Annotated in this window: 13 protein-coding genes; 10 read left to right on the top strand and 3 right to left on the bottom strand. The window is 64.9% G+C overall.

The annotated features are described in order from the left end of the window. The first annotated feature begins 38 nt into the window (after positions 1–38). From CK221_RS19265 to CK221_RS19250, 4 genes are all read left to right on the top strand, one after another. Positions 39–746 carry a hypothetical protein gene (locus CK221_RS19265; RefSeq protein ID WP_095778865.1) on the top strand — a complete coding sequence of 236 codons (708 nt, stop codon included), beginning with the start codon at positions 39–41 and terminating at the stop codon, positions 744–746. Further along, positions 667–1,008, top strand: a complete 342-nt coding sequence (locus CK221_RS30330) for a hypothetical protein (protein WP_179295168.1) — start codon at positions 667–669, stop codon at positions 1,006–1,008. Before CK221_RS19265 ends, CK221_RS30330 begins: the two co-directional genes overlap by 80 nt. A 281-nt stretch (positions 1,009–1,289) precedes the next feature. Further along, entirely contained in the window at positions 1,290–1,889 is a 600-nt protein-coding gene (locus CK221_RS19255) for a DUF6456 domain-containing protein (RefSeq protein ID WP_095778864.1), read from the top strand. A gap of 42 nt (positions 1,890–1,931) precedes the next feature. Next, positions 1,932–2,447 (top strand): hypothetical protein, encoded by a 516-nt coding sequence (locus CK221_RS19250; protein WP_095778863.1) that lies wholly within the window; start codon positions 1,932–1,934, stop codon positions 2,445–2,447. A gap of 46 nt (positions 2,448–2,493) precedes the next feature. Here CK221_RS19250 and CK221_RS19245 read toward each other — a convergent pair whose 3' ends face one another. Together CK221_RS19245 and CK221_RS19240 are read right to left on the bottom strand one after the other, a co-directional pair. After that, positions 2,494–3,747 carry a DUF763 domain-containing protein gene (locus CK221_RS19245; protein WP_095778862.1) on the bottom strand — a complete coding sequence of 418 codons (1,254 nt, stop codon included), beginning with the start codon at positions 3,745–3,747 and terminating at the stop codon, positions 2,494–2,496. Positions 3,748–3,868: 121 nt separating this feature from the next. Beyond that, complete coding sequence (locus tag CK221_RS19240) at positions 3,869–4,186, bottom strand: hypothetical protein (protein ID WP_095778977.1); 318 nt, start codon at positions 4,184–4,186, stop codon at positions 3,869–3,871. A 285-nt stretch (positions 4,187–4,471) separates the two neighbouring features. Here CK221_RS19240 and CK221_RS19235 point away from each other — a divergent pair, with 285 nt between their 5' ends. After that, on the top strand, positions 4,472–4,825 hold the full coding sequence (locus CK221_RS19235) for a cupin domain-containing protein (RefSeq protein ID WP_095778861.1): 354 nt from the start codon (positions 4,472–4,474) through the stop codon (positions 4,823–4,825). 267 nt (positions 4,826–5,092) lie between these two features. Here CK221_RS19235 and CK221_RS19230 read toward each other — a convergent pair whose 3' ends face one another. After that, on the bottom strand, positions 5,093–7,105 hold the full coding sequence (locus CK221_RS19230; RefSeq protein WP_245430682.1) for an acyltransferase family protein: 2,013 nt from the start codon (positions 7,103–7,105) through the stop codon (positions 5,093–5,095). A gap of 361 nt (positions 7,106–7,466) precedes the next feature. Here CK221_RS19230 and CK221_RS19225 point away from each other — a divergent pair, with 361 nt between their 5' ends. From CK221_RS19225 to CK221_RS19200, 5 genes are all read left to right on the top strand, one after another. Then, positions 7,467–8,009, top strand: a complete 543-nt coding sequence (locus tag CK221_RS19225) for a hypothetical protein (RefSeq protein WP_066999535.1) — start codon at positions 7,467–7,469, stop codon at positions 8,007–8,009. Positions 8,010–8,187: 178 nt separating this feature from the next. Beyond that, positions 8,188–10,263, top strand: coding sequence for an AI-2E family transporter (locus CK221_RS19220; protein WP_095778860.1), 2,076 nt, complete (start codon positions 8,188–8,190; stop codon positions 10,261–10,263). A gap of 408 nt (positions 10,264–10,671) precedes the next feature. Then, positions 10,672–11,604 (top strand): hypothetical protein, encoded by a 933-nt coding sequence (locus tag CK221_RS19210; RefSeq protein WP_095778858.1) that lies wholly within the window; start codon positions 10,672–10,674, stop codon positions 11,602–11,604. A gap of 157 nt (positions 11,605–11,761) precedes the next feature. Beyond that, positions 11,762–11,854 (top strand): hypothetical protein, encoded by a 93-nt coding sequence (locus CK221_RS19205; protein ID WP_082980611.1) that lies wholly within the window; start codon positions 11,762–11,764, stop codon positions 11,852–11,854. Between the two features lie 102 nt (positions 11,855–11,956). Beyond that, positions 11,957–12,049, top strand: a complete 93-nt coding sequence (locus tag CK221_RS19200; RefSeq protein WP_095778857.1) for a hypothetical protein — start codon at positions 11,957–11,959, stop codon at positions 12,047–12,049. Positions 12,050–13,286: the final 1,237 nt, after the last annotated feature.

Raw genomic sequence — 13,286 nt, 5'->3', positions numbered from 1 at the left:
GGGAGATTCGAGCTCCGCCGCTTTCGCGAGCCCACCCCATGAGCGGTACGACCTGGTCGAAGTTTTTCTGGTCGGATTGGGAGTCCGATCCGAACCTGCGCCTCTGCTCGCTGGCGGCGCAAGGCCTGTGGATGCGGATGCTCTGCATTGCCGCCGCGCATCAGCCGGTCGGCTATGTCGCGATCGCAGGCAAGGGGCTGGATGAGTCAGCGCTGGCCCGCCTCGCCGGTTGTCGCGAGGCTGAGCTTGCGGCGCTGCTTGCCGAGCTCGAGCAGAACGGTGTCTTCTCGCGCGACCGCCAAGGCCGGATTTATTCCCGTCGCATGATTGCCGATGCTCGCAAGGCCCGCGCGGCGCGCCGCAACGGCCTCAAGGGCGGCAACCCAAGTCTCTCGAAAGAAAGCGCTTTTTCGCCTTCGGATAAGCCACGGGTAAAGGGGGGAGATAAGGGGCAGGATAAGCCCCAGAGTCCAGAAGCCAAGAATCCAGAATCCAAGCATCCAATAGCCATAGATCCATCGGGAGAAAACGCCCTGGCGTTTTCTTCCCGGGCTGCCGCTCCGCGGCAAAAGAACGAGAAATCATTTTCGGGCCGTTCAGCCGGACAGAACTGGCATCGCCGCAAGACCCATGTCGATGCCGCCAACGCCATCATCGAGGAGATCAATGACCGCAGCCGAATTGCAGCAGGCGGCGAAAGCTCTGGCCGCGATGTTCAGTTGCTTCCCGCAATCCGCGCTCGCTGATGCCGAGATGCAGCTGCGCGGCTATCTCGCAGCCGTGCAGGATGCCGAGCTTGCCGATGTGCAAGCCGCGATCCAGCGCTTCATCCGCGGCGAGGCGAAGGTCGACAACGCCCAGTTCTGCCCGTCCAGCGCCCAGCTTTCGATCGAGGTGCGGGAACGGCGGCTGATGCGGGAGCTGTTGGCGAAGCGGGCGCTCATTTCTTCGCCGCCGCGAAGTGGGGGGTCCGAAGGACGGGCGAGACCCGTGGCTCGCCCCGGCTAGTGGCGCGACGCCGCCGCGACGGAGGGGGCGAGCCGACAATGATCGATACGCCGGCGGGACATCGCCCCCCTCTGTCCTGCCGGCCATCTCCCCCACAAGGGGGGAGATCAGACTTCGCCACCGCTTTCGCCAACCTCCACCCTCGCAGGTCTGAGCGGGGGCGCCCAAGCTGCCAATCTCCCCCCAAGTGGGGGAGATGCCCGGCAGGGCAGAGGGGGGCGCGGAGGAACGCAGCCTCTCCCGTTGGTCACTCACACCACCCACCACAAAGGACACCGCCCATGCCCCGCAAAGCCGCCAAGAAACCGCAACCCCCGAAACTCCCCAAGGGCGAGGCCGAACAGGTGCGCATCCGCCGCGAGATCGGCCATGATTTCGCGCTGAAGGCCGACGCCTTCGGCCGCCAGCGCCTCACCCCCGGCACGGCCGAGGCGCGCCGTGTCTACGAGGTGTCGAACGGCGGCTACACTTCGACCGGAGGCATCGTGCGCCTGCGCAATGTCGATCCGCTCACCGGCATCACATCGCTCACCCGCCAGCAGCGCGAGGCCGGCCAGCGTTTTCGCGATGAGTTCGAGCGCTCCGCCCGCGAGGGCCTGCAGCCGCAATCCTGGAGCGAGCGCGTCGACGGCGGCCGCGTCGGCGGCGGCGTGCCCGACCGCGTGCTCTCAGCCGGCCGCGCCCACGCCCACGCCGTGGCCGCGCTCGCCCACTGGGAGGTGGCGGAGGTGGTGCGCAAAACCTGCATCGAAGGCCAGTCGGTGAAGGCCATCGCCGAACGCAGCGGCGACGGGCGCGACGTGGTGGTCAAGCTGCTGAAGGTCGGGCTGGATTTGTTGGCGGTGCATTACGGGATGATGATGGGGAGGAAGGTGGGGTGAGGGGGCCTATCGTCCGATGTTTAAAGTACTATTGTCTGCCCTATGGACGCAGAAACTGAAAAGCTCTTTGCCCACTTAACCGCAGACCCAACCGGTCAGTTGCACGATGGCCTACGCTTGGTCGACAAATATCTGGAAGCTGTTCAACGACAACATGCCTTAATATTCGAAGCGTGGCGACAGAAGAGATACGAGCGCGCTCTGGTCGAATTGCACTTTTTTCTGATCGCGATCGACAGAGTAAAGGATGGAATTGTGTTGGCCTCAAGCGCCTTGGGCACCGAGATGGCCGATCATTGGGGGGCTTGGGACCTATCAGGATATAAGAGGGCAAGAGATCATTTCGAGCATATCGAGGATCGGCTCTATGGCTCTCGAAAGAACGCGCTAAAAAGAAACCAAGAATATGGGACCGAACGCACCATTCACTACGGCCTATCTGCCGGAGATAAAAGCTTCCGCTGGAGTGATCAAAAAATTGATATCTCGGAAGGATTCCTAACTAGGTTTCTTTCGTGGGCGACAGAGGCGAAAGCCATAGCCGATCGTTCTATTTAACTGCTGCAGAGAAGCTAGCCCTGGGAGTCGTTTCCCACCAGCTCCGCTATTCCTTGTTACTCCCTTCCACTCCCTTCTCCCACCCAAACACGCTCCGTCCCCCCAGCAGATGCGACTGGTCCATTTCCCCCGCCACGATCTCCTTCAGGCTCGGCCCCGTCACATAGCGCTCCATCCGGCGTGACTCCCCGTCCAGCCGCTTGAGCGCCTGCAGCTCTTCCTCGCGCCCGAGTTTCGCCTTGCTCACCGCCGATTTCAGCACCGAGATCGTCTCGTCATAGACCTTCAGCGGCACGGGGAAGGGGTGGCGGTCCTTGCCGCCGTGGGCGAGCGAGAAGCGGGCCGGATCGGAGAAGCGGCAGGGCGCGCCGTGCACCACTTCCGCGACCATGGCGAGCGCGCGCACCGTGCGCGGGCCGACGCCGGGCACCAGCAGCAATTCGGGAAAATCCTTCGGGCCGCTCTCGATCGCCGCGGCAATGTTGCCGTGCAGGCGGCGCATGACGATGTCGCTATCGCGCACGTCGTGATGCGCCGGCATGACGAGGTTGGGCAACAGCGGCTGCGCGGCTGGCTCCGGCGCTTCGGCTGGCGGCTCCAGCACGGCAAGCTCGCTCAGGATCTTTTCCGGGCTCATCGTCTTCAGAAGCGCGATCTGCCCCCCGCGGGCTTTCTCGGCGCGGTGGTCGGTGAGGTTGACGATCTCGCCTTGGCGTTCGCCCTCGATCGCCGCATGCGGCTGGTCGACGAAGCTTTCCAGCCCCTCCGACAGCCAGTGGTAGCGGCGCGCCTGGCGGGCGTCGCCGTTCATGCCCTGCTGCACCACCACCCAGCGTCCGTCATCGCTGACGATGAAGCCGTGCAAATAGAGGTCGTAGCCGTCCTGCACGGCGGCGCTGTCCACCTTGGCGACCAGCCGGCTGGCGGTGGCGAGAGCCTCGCCGTCGAGGCCGACATGGTCGCCGATCGCCAGCAGCTCGCCCGGCGTCTTGCGCGAATGTGCGCCGCGCCCGCCGCAGACATGGATGCCAAGCTCGCCCGCCATCGGGTTCAAGCCGCGCTTCAGCGCGCCGATGACGGAAGTGGTGATGCCGGAAGAATGCCAGTCCATGCCCATCACGGCGCCGAAGGACTGGAACCAGAAGGGATGGGCGAGGCGCCGCAAAAGCTCGTCGCGGCCGTAATGATGGATGATGGCTTCGCACAGTACCGCGCCGAGCTTCGTCATGCGCTCGCCCAGCCATTTCGGGACCCGCCCGCCATGCAGCGGCAGGTCGGCGCTGCCGCTTCGCTGCGTCACTTTTGCTTTTCCCTTATGAATGCCGGGCTTCTAGATGGCATTTTGGCGGGAATTTGCAAGGCGGCGCAGCCGCAGCCGGACATCGCCCCTTGCCGAGAGGAGATGTCCGCTCGCTGGTCGGTCAGCGCCGGCAGATGCGGATCTTTTCGATGACGCGGTGGCCATGGCGCCAGTGCTTCACGATCTTGATCCGGCAATGATCGCGATAATACCGGTTATGATAGCGCACCACATAACGCTCGCGATAGGGAGTGTAGTAGTCGTCATCGTAGACGTGTCGGTAATAGCGGTGAGGGTAATACCCGCCATAATAGTCACCATAGTAATCGCCGTAGCCGGGGCCGACGCCGATGCCGAACTGAACGCTACCGGCACTCGCCGGCGCGATCGCAAACGCCGAGGCGATGGCGATCATCGAAGCAAGCAGAAGCTTTTTCATCGCTGCCTCCTTGAGGTCGATGGTTGCCCCTTCGAGGCACAAACGGTTTCGGGACGGGTGGTGTTCCGAGAAAGTTGGGCGGCAATCCTAAGGCCGAGCAAGGAGCGAAGCGGCGCCGAAGCTGACGATCTTCGCCCTTGCGGGGAAGGTCACGCTTTTGTTCGCCCCGCTGTTTTCGATCTTCGGAGTCGCCATATCGCCACCTGCTGTCGCCGTGCAGCGCGTGCGCGCTCGGCGTCGTCGTCTATTGCCACGTCCAGCCAATCCCAACCGCAGGAGCCTGCCATGACCAAGCCCACTATCCTGAAATTCGGCCCCGTCGAGCATGGCGATGGCGGCGATCTGCCGGGCTGGATCGCGGTCGAGGGATCGCCGACCATGCAGACCGCCGTCCAGCACACCAGCGAGGACGGCAAGGTGATGTCCGGCACCTGGCGCGCTTCGCCCGGCACCTACCACGCCACCTACACCGACTATGAGTTCGTCCACATGATCGCCGGCCGCATCCTCATCACGCCCGATGGCGGCGAGCCGGTCGAGGTCGGCCCCGGCGACGCCTTCGTGGTCGAAGCCGATTTCAAGGGTACCTGGAAGATCCTCGAGCCGGTGACCAAGCATTTTGTGGTTGTGGCGGAGTAAGCAGAAGCTGCTGATCTCCCCCCTTGCGGCCCTTTGCGGGGGATGTCTGGCAGTACAGACGGGGTGTGAAGGAACGCCGACGCTCGCACGGTCGCAATCCTCGGGCTTGACCCGAGGATCCATGCCGTGACCTTCGGCGTGAAGCGCTACGGTGCAGAATTCTGTCACTGGTGCAATGCTTTAGCGTCACGGCATGGATCCTAGGGTCTGCGCGTGTCGCTTCGCTCCTTGCTCCGCCCTAGGATGACGAACGACAGGGGCGGCGCCCTACCTTCCCACCTTCGAGATCACACGTCTTTCCACCTCCGGCTCCAGCGATTCCGCGAACGGCGTCGCCAGATGGTGCTGGTCGCGGAAGGCGAGCTGGCCGTCGATGAAAACGTGGCAGGTGGTGGCGTTGCAGAAGCGGTCGGTGAGGTCGACGTAAGTGGCATTGGGCACGCTGGTGACGATCTCGCGCTCGACCGCCGCCATCTGGTCGTTGGCGGCATAGGCGCGGCTCTGGTCGCAGAGCGAAGGCGCCTTGTCGCGCCACAGCGCGCGCGACACGCAGGTGTCGATGTTCTCGTCGTTGAACGGCACGTCGCGGATGAAGGCGATCTTCAGCCCGGCCTTGCTCAAGCTGGTCAGCGTCGAGCGCAGGCCGGCCCGCCATACGGCGTCCGGCGTGTCCGGCTCGCCCTTGCCCGCCGCCATCTTGCGCGAGGAGGTCAGCGCCAGTTCGGAGATCACCACCAGCGAAGGCCTGGCCGCGACGATCTCCTTGATCGCCTGTTCGCGCCATTGGTCGCATTCGCGGTAGTCGCGGTTGAGCTTCGTGACAAAGTAGGAAAAACGTGAGGGCCGGCACGAGCTCTTCAGCCAGGTCTCGACGCGGTAGCCGTTCTTCTTTCCCGCCTCGATCAGCGGCGTCGACCAGTGATCGGCGTGGGAATCGCCGAACAGCGCGATCACGCGCTGGCCATTGCCGAACACGCAGGGTTTCGGCGTCACCGTGTCGTAGCCCTCGACGCAGGCCTTGGCGCGCGCGGTGGCCGGCTCGGCCGCACTTGCCGCGATCGCGCGCTGCTCGGGGTCCTCGGCGCGCACGGCAAGCGCTGCGTTGCCGTAGGCGGCTGCGACGCCGGTGCCGGTCAGGAGGAGGGCCGGCACCAGCGCCCGCGCCGCATTGGCCATAAGCCAGCCATTGCGGCGGATTGGATTCTCGATGAAATGATAGCTCAGCGCAGAGAGCGCCAACGTCAGCCCGAGGCAGGCGAGGCGTTGCGCAAAAGTCAGCTCCTCGACCAGCATGCCGGCATAGACGATCACCGGCCAGTGCCAGAGATAGAGCGAGTAGGAAATCTTTCCGATCCACTGTAAGGGCGGCAGCGCCAGGGCGGCATTTACGCAGTTCGAGGAAAAGAGCCCCGCGGTTTTCCGTTCGAAATTGCGTGAAAGAATGCCGTCCCTGACGCCGGCCGCGCCCGCCAGCAAGAGCAGGACAGTACCGGCCACGGGCACGAGCGCCAGAAAACCGGGGAAGGGAGCCTCCTCGCTGAAGGTGAGGTAAGCGAAGGCAATGAGGGCCAGCCCGCAAAGGCTGAACGCCGTCCCGAGCCGCGGCCGGTTCTGGAGCAGCCATGCCGGCGCCATCGAAGCCAGCCCGCCGGCGGCGAATTCCCAGGCGCGCAGCGGCGAGAAGTAGAAGGCCCAGGGCTGCGAAATGGGGGTCAGCCAGGCGCAGTCCGCGAAGGAGACCAGGCCGGCAATGCCGATCGCAAGCATGATTGTCCGCTTGCCGGGCTTCAGCCAGGCCGCCAGCATCAGCAGCGCCGGCCAGGCGAGGTAAAACTGCTCCTCCACCGACAGCGACCAGTAGTGGATGAAGGGGTTGTTGGCGGCGTCGTTGGCGAAATAGTCGAACGACCAGCGGATCAACCACAGATTGATCATGTAAGCGGAGGCGAACATCGCGCCCTTCGAATAGAGCGCCTGCTCCTCCGGCGATAGGATCATCGCGCCGACGGCAAGCGTGGCGGCAATGACGAACAGCGCCACCGGCAGCAGCCGCCGCGCGCGTCGGGCATAAAACCGAAGGAGGTCGAGCCGGCCGGTGAGCGAAATCTCGCTGACCAGATGGCGGGTGATGAGGTAGCCGGAGATGACGAAAAAGATGTCCACGCCGGCAAAGCCGCCGGGCAGGGCGGTGAGGCCGAAGTGGAAAGCGACAACGCCCGCCACGGCGAGCGCCCGCAACCCCTCAATGTCGGGCCGGAAGTCCGGCGATGGTGCTGACACGAAGGCGAACCTCGCAACGGTCGTTCGTATCCCGCCTTGGGAAAGCCTCGCGCCTATGGGCTCATACCGCAATGCAACAAATCTAACGCAGTGCAACATAAAGGGAGGCGGCAGCAACGCCGGCGGCAGCCGACGCTTCGGCACGCCAGGGTCTGCGCGCGTCGTTTCGCTCAGGATGACTAAGGAGCTCAGCCGCCGGTTTCGCCAGCGTTCGAGAGCATGGAAGGACATTGGCGAACGCTAAAGGCAAATTGTCCGCCTGCAGGTAATCTGGTAGGATCGGTGCACCGACGAACGGCTCTGGGAGGCCGTGACGTCCGACATCATGCACAAAGACATCAACTCGAACCGGAGAACGGCCATGAAACGGCTTCTGACGGTCGCTGCGCTGTTGGCAGCGGGCAGTTTGATTGCGATGCAGGGCGCAGCTGCCGACGATGCTGCGCTGATCAAAAGCGCCGAGTCCGCCGCACCCGCCGCAGTGGCGAGTGGCGCTGCGGTCTATGCCATGGATGAAAAGGGGAACATGCGCACCCTGCGCGAGGGCAAGACCGGCTTCTGGTGCATGCCGGACAATCCGGCCTCGCCCGGTCCGGATCCGATGTGCGGCGATGCCAACTCGATGGAATGGGCGATGGCCTGGCTGGAAAAGAAGGAACCGCCCAAAGGCAAGGTCGGCTTCATGTATATGCTGTCCGGCGGCACCGACGGCAGCAATACCGATCCTTATGCGACGAAGCCCGAGGCAGGCAACAATTGGATCGAGACGGGGCCGCATGTGATGATCGTCAACGCGATGGACATGATGAAAGGCTATCCGACCGATGCCAAGCCCGACACGTCCAAGCCTTACGTGATGTGGCCGGGCACGCCCTACGCGCATCTCATGATCCCGGTAAAATAGCCGGGCACGGACCTTCAGGTGCGGCGGCGAGCGCTTCAAATCTCCCCTTGTCCGCAAGGGGAGATTTGCATCAGCCGCTTCGTCCTCGCTCCAACTGATCGCGCCTCGCAACCATCCTCCGATCCGCGCGTTGCACGCCGGCGAAAGCCAATCATGGCGGGCAGGGTGGAGACTCACGGTGGCGGATAATCGTCAGAACGGCACGCGCGAGTCGGAACCGGGGCTGGCGGGCCTGCTTGCTGCCTCGCGCAGCCATCCGCGCACGGCGCTGCCGACGGTCGCAACCGTCGTCGCGTCGGTTGCGGCGCTCTATTTCGGGCGCGAGGTGTTTTTGCCGATCGCAGTCGCGCTGCTGTTGACTTTCGCCATCGCGCCGCTCGTGTCGGCGTTGAAACGCGTCGGCATTCCGCGCCTGCCTGCCGTGATTGCCAGCGTTTTGGGCGCCTTTGCCGCGCTTGCGCTGTTCTCCTTCGTGGTGGCCACGCAGGTCAGCGACCTCGCCCAGAACATCCCCGTCTATCAGATCAACATCCTGACAAAGATCCGCGCGCTGAAGGAAAACGGGCTGGGCAACGGTATCATCTCGCGCTTGAGCGGCGTGATCGAGCGCGTCGGCCAGGAATTCGAGCGCCAGGAGCCGCAACTGCCATCCGCCGCCCAGACGCCGAAGCGCGATCCGATCCCGGTCGAGATCGTCGCGCAGGAAAGGCCGCTCGAAGTGTTGCAAAAGGTCATCGAGCCGCTGCTCAGCCCGCTCGGCTCGGCCGGCCTTGTGGTCGTCGTCGTCATCTTCATGCTGATGGAGCGGGAGGATCTGCGCGACCGCTTCATCCGTCTCGTCGGCTATGGCGATCTCCACCGCACCACCCAGGCGCTGCAGGACGCCGGCAAGCGGGTCGGCCAGTATCTGTTGATGCAGCTGGTGGTCAACGTCATCTATGCCATCCCGATCACCATCGGCCTGTGGGTGCTGGGCATCCCCAACGCGCTGCTTTGGGGCATGCTGGCGCTCGCCCTGCGCTTCGTTCCCTATATCGGCCCGATCATCGGCGCGCTGCTGCCGCTGTTCCTGGCGCTGGCGGTGGCGCCCGGCTGGTCGCTGCTTCTGTGGACCGCGGCACTGTTCATCGCCATGGAGCTGATCACCGGCAACGTCATCGAGCCATGGCTCTATGGCTCGCGCACCGGCCTCTCGCCGCTCGCCATCATCGTCGCGGCGATCTTCTGGACCTGGCTCTGGGGGCCGATCGGCCTGGTGCTGTCCACGCCGCTCACCGTCTGCCTCGTCGTCCTCGGCCGCCACGTGCCCCAGTTCGAGTTCCTCGACGTGCTGTTCGGCAACGAGCCGGTGCTGGAGCCGCATGCGCGTCTCTATCAGCGGCTGCTCGCCGCCGATCCGGACGAGGCGACCGACCACGCCGAGGAGATGCTCGAAGAAAAATACCTGTTCGAGTTCTACGACCAGGTGGCGATTCCGGCGCTGCTGCTTGGCGAGCAGGACCGCATGCGCGGCGTCATGGATGACGAGCAGCGCAAACAGGTCGCGGCAAGCGCGCTGACGCTCGTCGCCAATCTGGACGCCAGCGCCCAGGAGGAAGCGGAGGAGGCGGAAGCCGACGAGGAAGAGGACCAGCAGGCAGCCACTGCCTTGGCCGAGGCCTCACCGGGCAAGGCAGCCTCAGCCAAGATCTCGGCAGGCAAGGCTGCTGAAGGCAAGGCGAACGATCGAAAGGCCGGCGACGGCAAGGAGCCTCTATCCGAGGAGGTCGATCTTCCGGACGGCGTCGGCTTTTCCGTGCTTTGCGCCGGCGGGCGGGGCGAGCTCGACGACGCCGCCGCCGCGATGCTGGCGCAGGTGCTGGAGGTGCAGGGCGCCGAAGTGTCGAGAGCGAGTTTCATTGACTTCGAACCTGCCGGGATCCGCCGCCTCGACCTGAGCGGCGTCGATACGGTGGTGATCGGTTTCCTCAACCGCGACTCCACCAAGCACGCGCGCTTCATGGTGCGGCGGCTGAAGCGGCTGAAACCGCGTCTCAGGGTCGGCATCGTGTCCTGGTCGGAAATCGGCAACAGCGACGCCAAGGCCGCGGCCGAACTTGCCGCCGGGCTTAACGCCGATTTCGTCGCCCATGGCATGGTCAGCGCCGTGACGGGCGCCCTGTCGAGCGAGCCGCCGGTGCTGCTGAAGCTTGCGCCGCAACGCCGGCCACGCCGCCGGCCGGCCCGCAAGAAGGAGCTGCAAACGGCTGGATGAGGGAGGCGACTTTCCCCCTCAATTGACCGGCCCGAAGGCCCGCGCGAACCGCGCGGCTTTGCGATCCGCGCGGGCAGGCGCCGGCCCCGCCGGCGGCGCCACGCCCCAGCCCTCAGGCTGGCCAGGTGGCTGTCTGGTTCGGCCCTTGTCCGGCCGTTTCTGTTCTGCCTCGCCGATGCGGGCAGAAGCCCGCCATGCCGATCGTTCGGAGCGCGCTAGAAATGCAGGTCCAGTGCCGGCGGATAGGCTTGGCCAGGATCGTCCTGCGGCGCTGCTGCGGAGCCGGCGCGACGGCTTGCTTGCTCCTGGTTGCCCTGCCCAGTGAGCTTGCGGCGGCCGTGAAAGCATGATCTTCGCTCGAACAAGAAGCCAATCCCGATTCTGTCGGGGCGGAACGGGTGCAGCCGGATGGCACTGAACATCGCGCAGAAGTTACGACTGACTTCGGTCGTGCTGGGAACCGCCAGCCGCAAGGATCTGGCGGCGGCGTTCCGTGCGGTCAATCCGAAGACGGCTTTCGATATCGGCCGCGCCGACAAATGGCTGCAAGGCCGCGCCCAGCCTCGCGAGCACAGCGTCTACGAAGACTGGGCGAAAGTACTGCGCCTCGAACGGCCCGGCGCCTGGATCGCCGAGAGCGATCTGCCTAGCTTCACGGCCGCGATCGCGGCCCGGCACGGCATCGACGCGGCGGAGCTCGAACGCCGTGCCCACGCCCAGGCCGAGGCCTCGTCCGGGCATGACGACAAGGGCACCGGACTGGCGCTTGCCGGGACCTATGCCTGCTATTCGCGCGCCTGGTCGCCTTACTATCGCGGCCAGCTCATCAGGGGCCGCCTGTCGATCGAGGCCGGACCCGGCGCGCATGCGTTCACCGCCACATTTCGCGAGACATTGCCGACCGGGCAGTTGCAGCTCGGCGGGCCGGTCACGCCGGCAAAGCGCAGCCTCTACCTGCATCTGAAGGAGGTGGGCGGCGAAGCGCAGTTCTTCCTTTGCCTGTTCCCGCAGACGCAGCCGGTGAGCGTGCTCGGCGGCTATATGATCGGCCCCGCCATCATCGGCCCGGAGGCGCAGCCCTCGCTGACAAGAATCCTTCTGGTGCGCCTGCGCGATGCGCCAGCCGCCGAGCAATGGGGCGGGTACCTGCCGCCCGGCACCTCGATCGCCGCCGATCTCGCGAGCCTCGGCATCGTCATGGAGCACCCGGAAGCGGTCGACCGGCAGCTCGGCCAGTTCCTCAGTGCCGACAGCGACGGCGGCGTCAACCAAATCCCGCCGTCCGAGTACCGCGCCATCCTCGACGTGTTCGACCGCCATTGGCTGCAGCACGCGGGCTAGGGACGAACCTCAGTGGGCCGGATGTTGCCGGCTGACCACAGCCTGCCCGTATTCGGTTGCAGCCGGCTCGCTTTGCACGCATCTCACGAAAACGTTTTTTGACAAAACGGCACTTCCCTTGCGTCGTGAGGCGGCAAATTGGGCAAGGGGCATATCCATGAAGAAGATCTATGAGAAACCGGTGCTGGTGAAGCGCCAGAAGCTGTCGAGCGTCGTTGCCGGGTCGTCGGCCCCGATCCCGCCGCGCTGACCTAAGCAACAGCCAGCAGGGCAAGCATTCCTGGGCTAAGCTTGACAGGGCGGCCGCATCGCGTTCACCTGCGCCGGTCGTTGACCCGCCCAGGAACGAACGATGAAGAAGACTTACGAAAAGCCGCGGCTGCAAAAGCGCGGCAGGCTGTCGGCCGCGACCGCCGCCGCGCCGTTGTCCGGCTTTACCTTCTGACGCGAGCCAGGCGGCCCTGCGGCACTCCTTTGCGGCGGTCCGAGATCGGTCGGCTTTGCCACGGCGCGCCAATCGGCGTGCCCTGCCGTATCGCTGGTAACCACCCACGGACGCCATTGGCGACTGAGAGACGCTGATCCGCGCTCCCGTCTGAATAGGGAGAGCGGCATGCTCGAGAACAAGAATCCCCACTAGCCCGCGCGCGGGCACGCGGCCGCAGATTTCCAGGACCAACTGATTGAGGAGAGCAGAAGGGCGCTGATCCGCTCTTACGACCTGTTGGGTCGTACGGAGCGCCTGGTGAACGCTTCCGGCCGCAAGCTTGATGGTCGCTCCCCGACGGCGCTCGCCCGCGCGAAGCGTCTTCAGGAGGGAATTGCGATGAAGAAGGCCTAGAGCGAGCCGACGCTTGAAAAGCTGGCAACGGTTCGTCAGTAGCGGTCTGGGCACCCTTTCTGAGCCTCGTACGCGGAACCTCGCGCCGCTGCCGGCCAGGAGCGGGCGGTACACTGCGCAAGTGCCCGCCCGTCCGGCGCCGCCGCCAAGCTGCTGAAACCCCGTCCGTCCCCAACAGCAAAGGTCATGGCGTGACCAGTCACTGCGGATTGCCATTGGCCCGGCTGGCTGTCAACGTCGGCGGCGGCGCCTCCGGAACAGCGTTTTTTCCGGTTGTGCAGCGCCGAAATCGGGCTGCCGCATTGCCGCGGTTGCCGCGACGGCAGGCTCCGAAATGGCGGATTTCCGGGCTTTTCGGCCGTTGCGGCAGGCGACGCGAATGTTGCCGCCTACACGTTTGAATAGGCTGGTTTTTCACTGGTTGAGGTGTTTTGGGGTCCGGTTCTCAACTTGACTTTTTTTGGGCGCATTTCGGCAACGCAGCATTGGCGGGCAAACGGCAGTGACTTCCCCGTCGCGCTAGCGGTTTCGTCGCCCCTCAAAGACTGGGGAGAGGAACGCTGCGGCTCTGTGAACCGCTTCATGATGCGCACATGCAGGGATGCTAAAATTCGGCATCGGAGCGGGGGAAGGTGGGCATCGGTTGCTCGAAGTGCTTGCCCGGCGCAGGTCCTGGCCGGCAGATCGGGCAGAGTGCCCGCGCAGCGACGGAGCGGGGGTTCTTGTTGGGCGTCCCCCCGCTCCGTCCCGGCGTCGGCAAGGAACCTGTCTCCACACGTTGTCGGACGAAAACTTCGGTCTGTCGGCGCGGCGTTCCTTCGCGCCTCGCCTGGCCTGCGTG

The sequence above is a fragment of the Mesorhizobium sp. WSM3868 genome (assembly GCF_002294785.1).
Lineage (GTDB): Bacteria > Pseudomonadota > Alphaproteobacteria > Rhizobiales > Rhizobiaceae > Mesorhizobium.
This window is presented reverse-complemented; position numbering and strand designations above follow the sequence as displayed.

What these genes read in the sequence shown, in the direction of transcription:
- CK221_RS19265 (WP_095778865.1), top strand. Translation starts at nt 39, where the DNA reads ATGAGCGGTACGACCTGGTCGAAGTTTTTCTGGTCGGATTGGGAGTCC.
- CK221_RS30330 (WP_179295168.1), top strand. Translation starts at nt 667, where the DNA reads ATGACCGCAGCCGAATTGCAGCAGGCGGCGAAAGCTCTGGCCGCGATG.
- CK221_RS19255 (WP_095778864.1), top strand. Translation starts at nt 1,290, where the DNA reads ATGCCCCGCAAAGCCGCCAAGAAACCGCAACCCCCGAAACTCCCCAAG.
- CK221_RS19250 (WP_095778863.1), top strand. Translation starts at nt 1,932, where the DNA reads ATGGACGCAGAAACTGAAAAGCTCTTTGCCCACTTAACCGCAGACCCA.
- CK221_RS19240 (WP_095778977.1), bottom strand. Translation starts at nt 4,186, where the DNA reads ATGAAAAAGCTTCTGCTTGCTTCGATGATCGCCATCGCCTCGGCGTTT.
- CK221_RS19235 (WP_095778861.1), top strand. Translation starts at nt 4,472, where the DNA reads ATGACCAAGCCCACTATCCTGAAATTCGGCCCCGTCGAGCATGGCGAT.
- CK221_RS19225 (WP_066999535.1), top strand. Translation starts at nt 7,467, where the DNA reads ATGAAACGGCTTCTGACGGTCGCTGCGCTGTTGGCAGCGGGCAGTTTG.
- CK221_RS19210 (WP_095778858.1), top strand. Translation starts at nt 10,672, where the DNA reads ATGGCACTGAACATCGCGCAGAAGTTACGACTGACTTCGGTCGTGCTG.
- CK221_RS19205 (WP_082980611.1), top strand. Translation starts at nt 11,762, where the DNA reads ATGAAGAAGATCTATGAGAAACCGGTGCTGGTGAAGCGCCAGAAGCTG.
- CK221_RS19200 (WP_095778857.1), top strand. Translation starts at nt 11,957, where the DNA reads ATGAAGAAGACTTACGAAAAGCCGCGGCTGCAAAAGCGCGGCAGGCTG.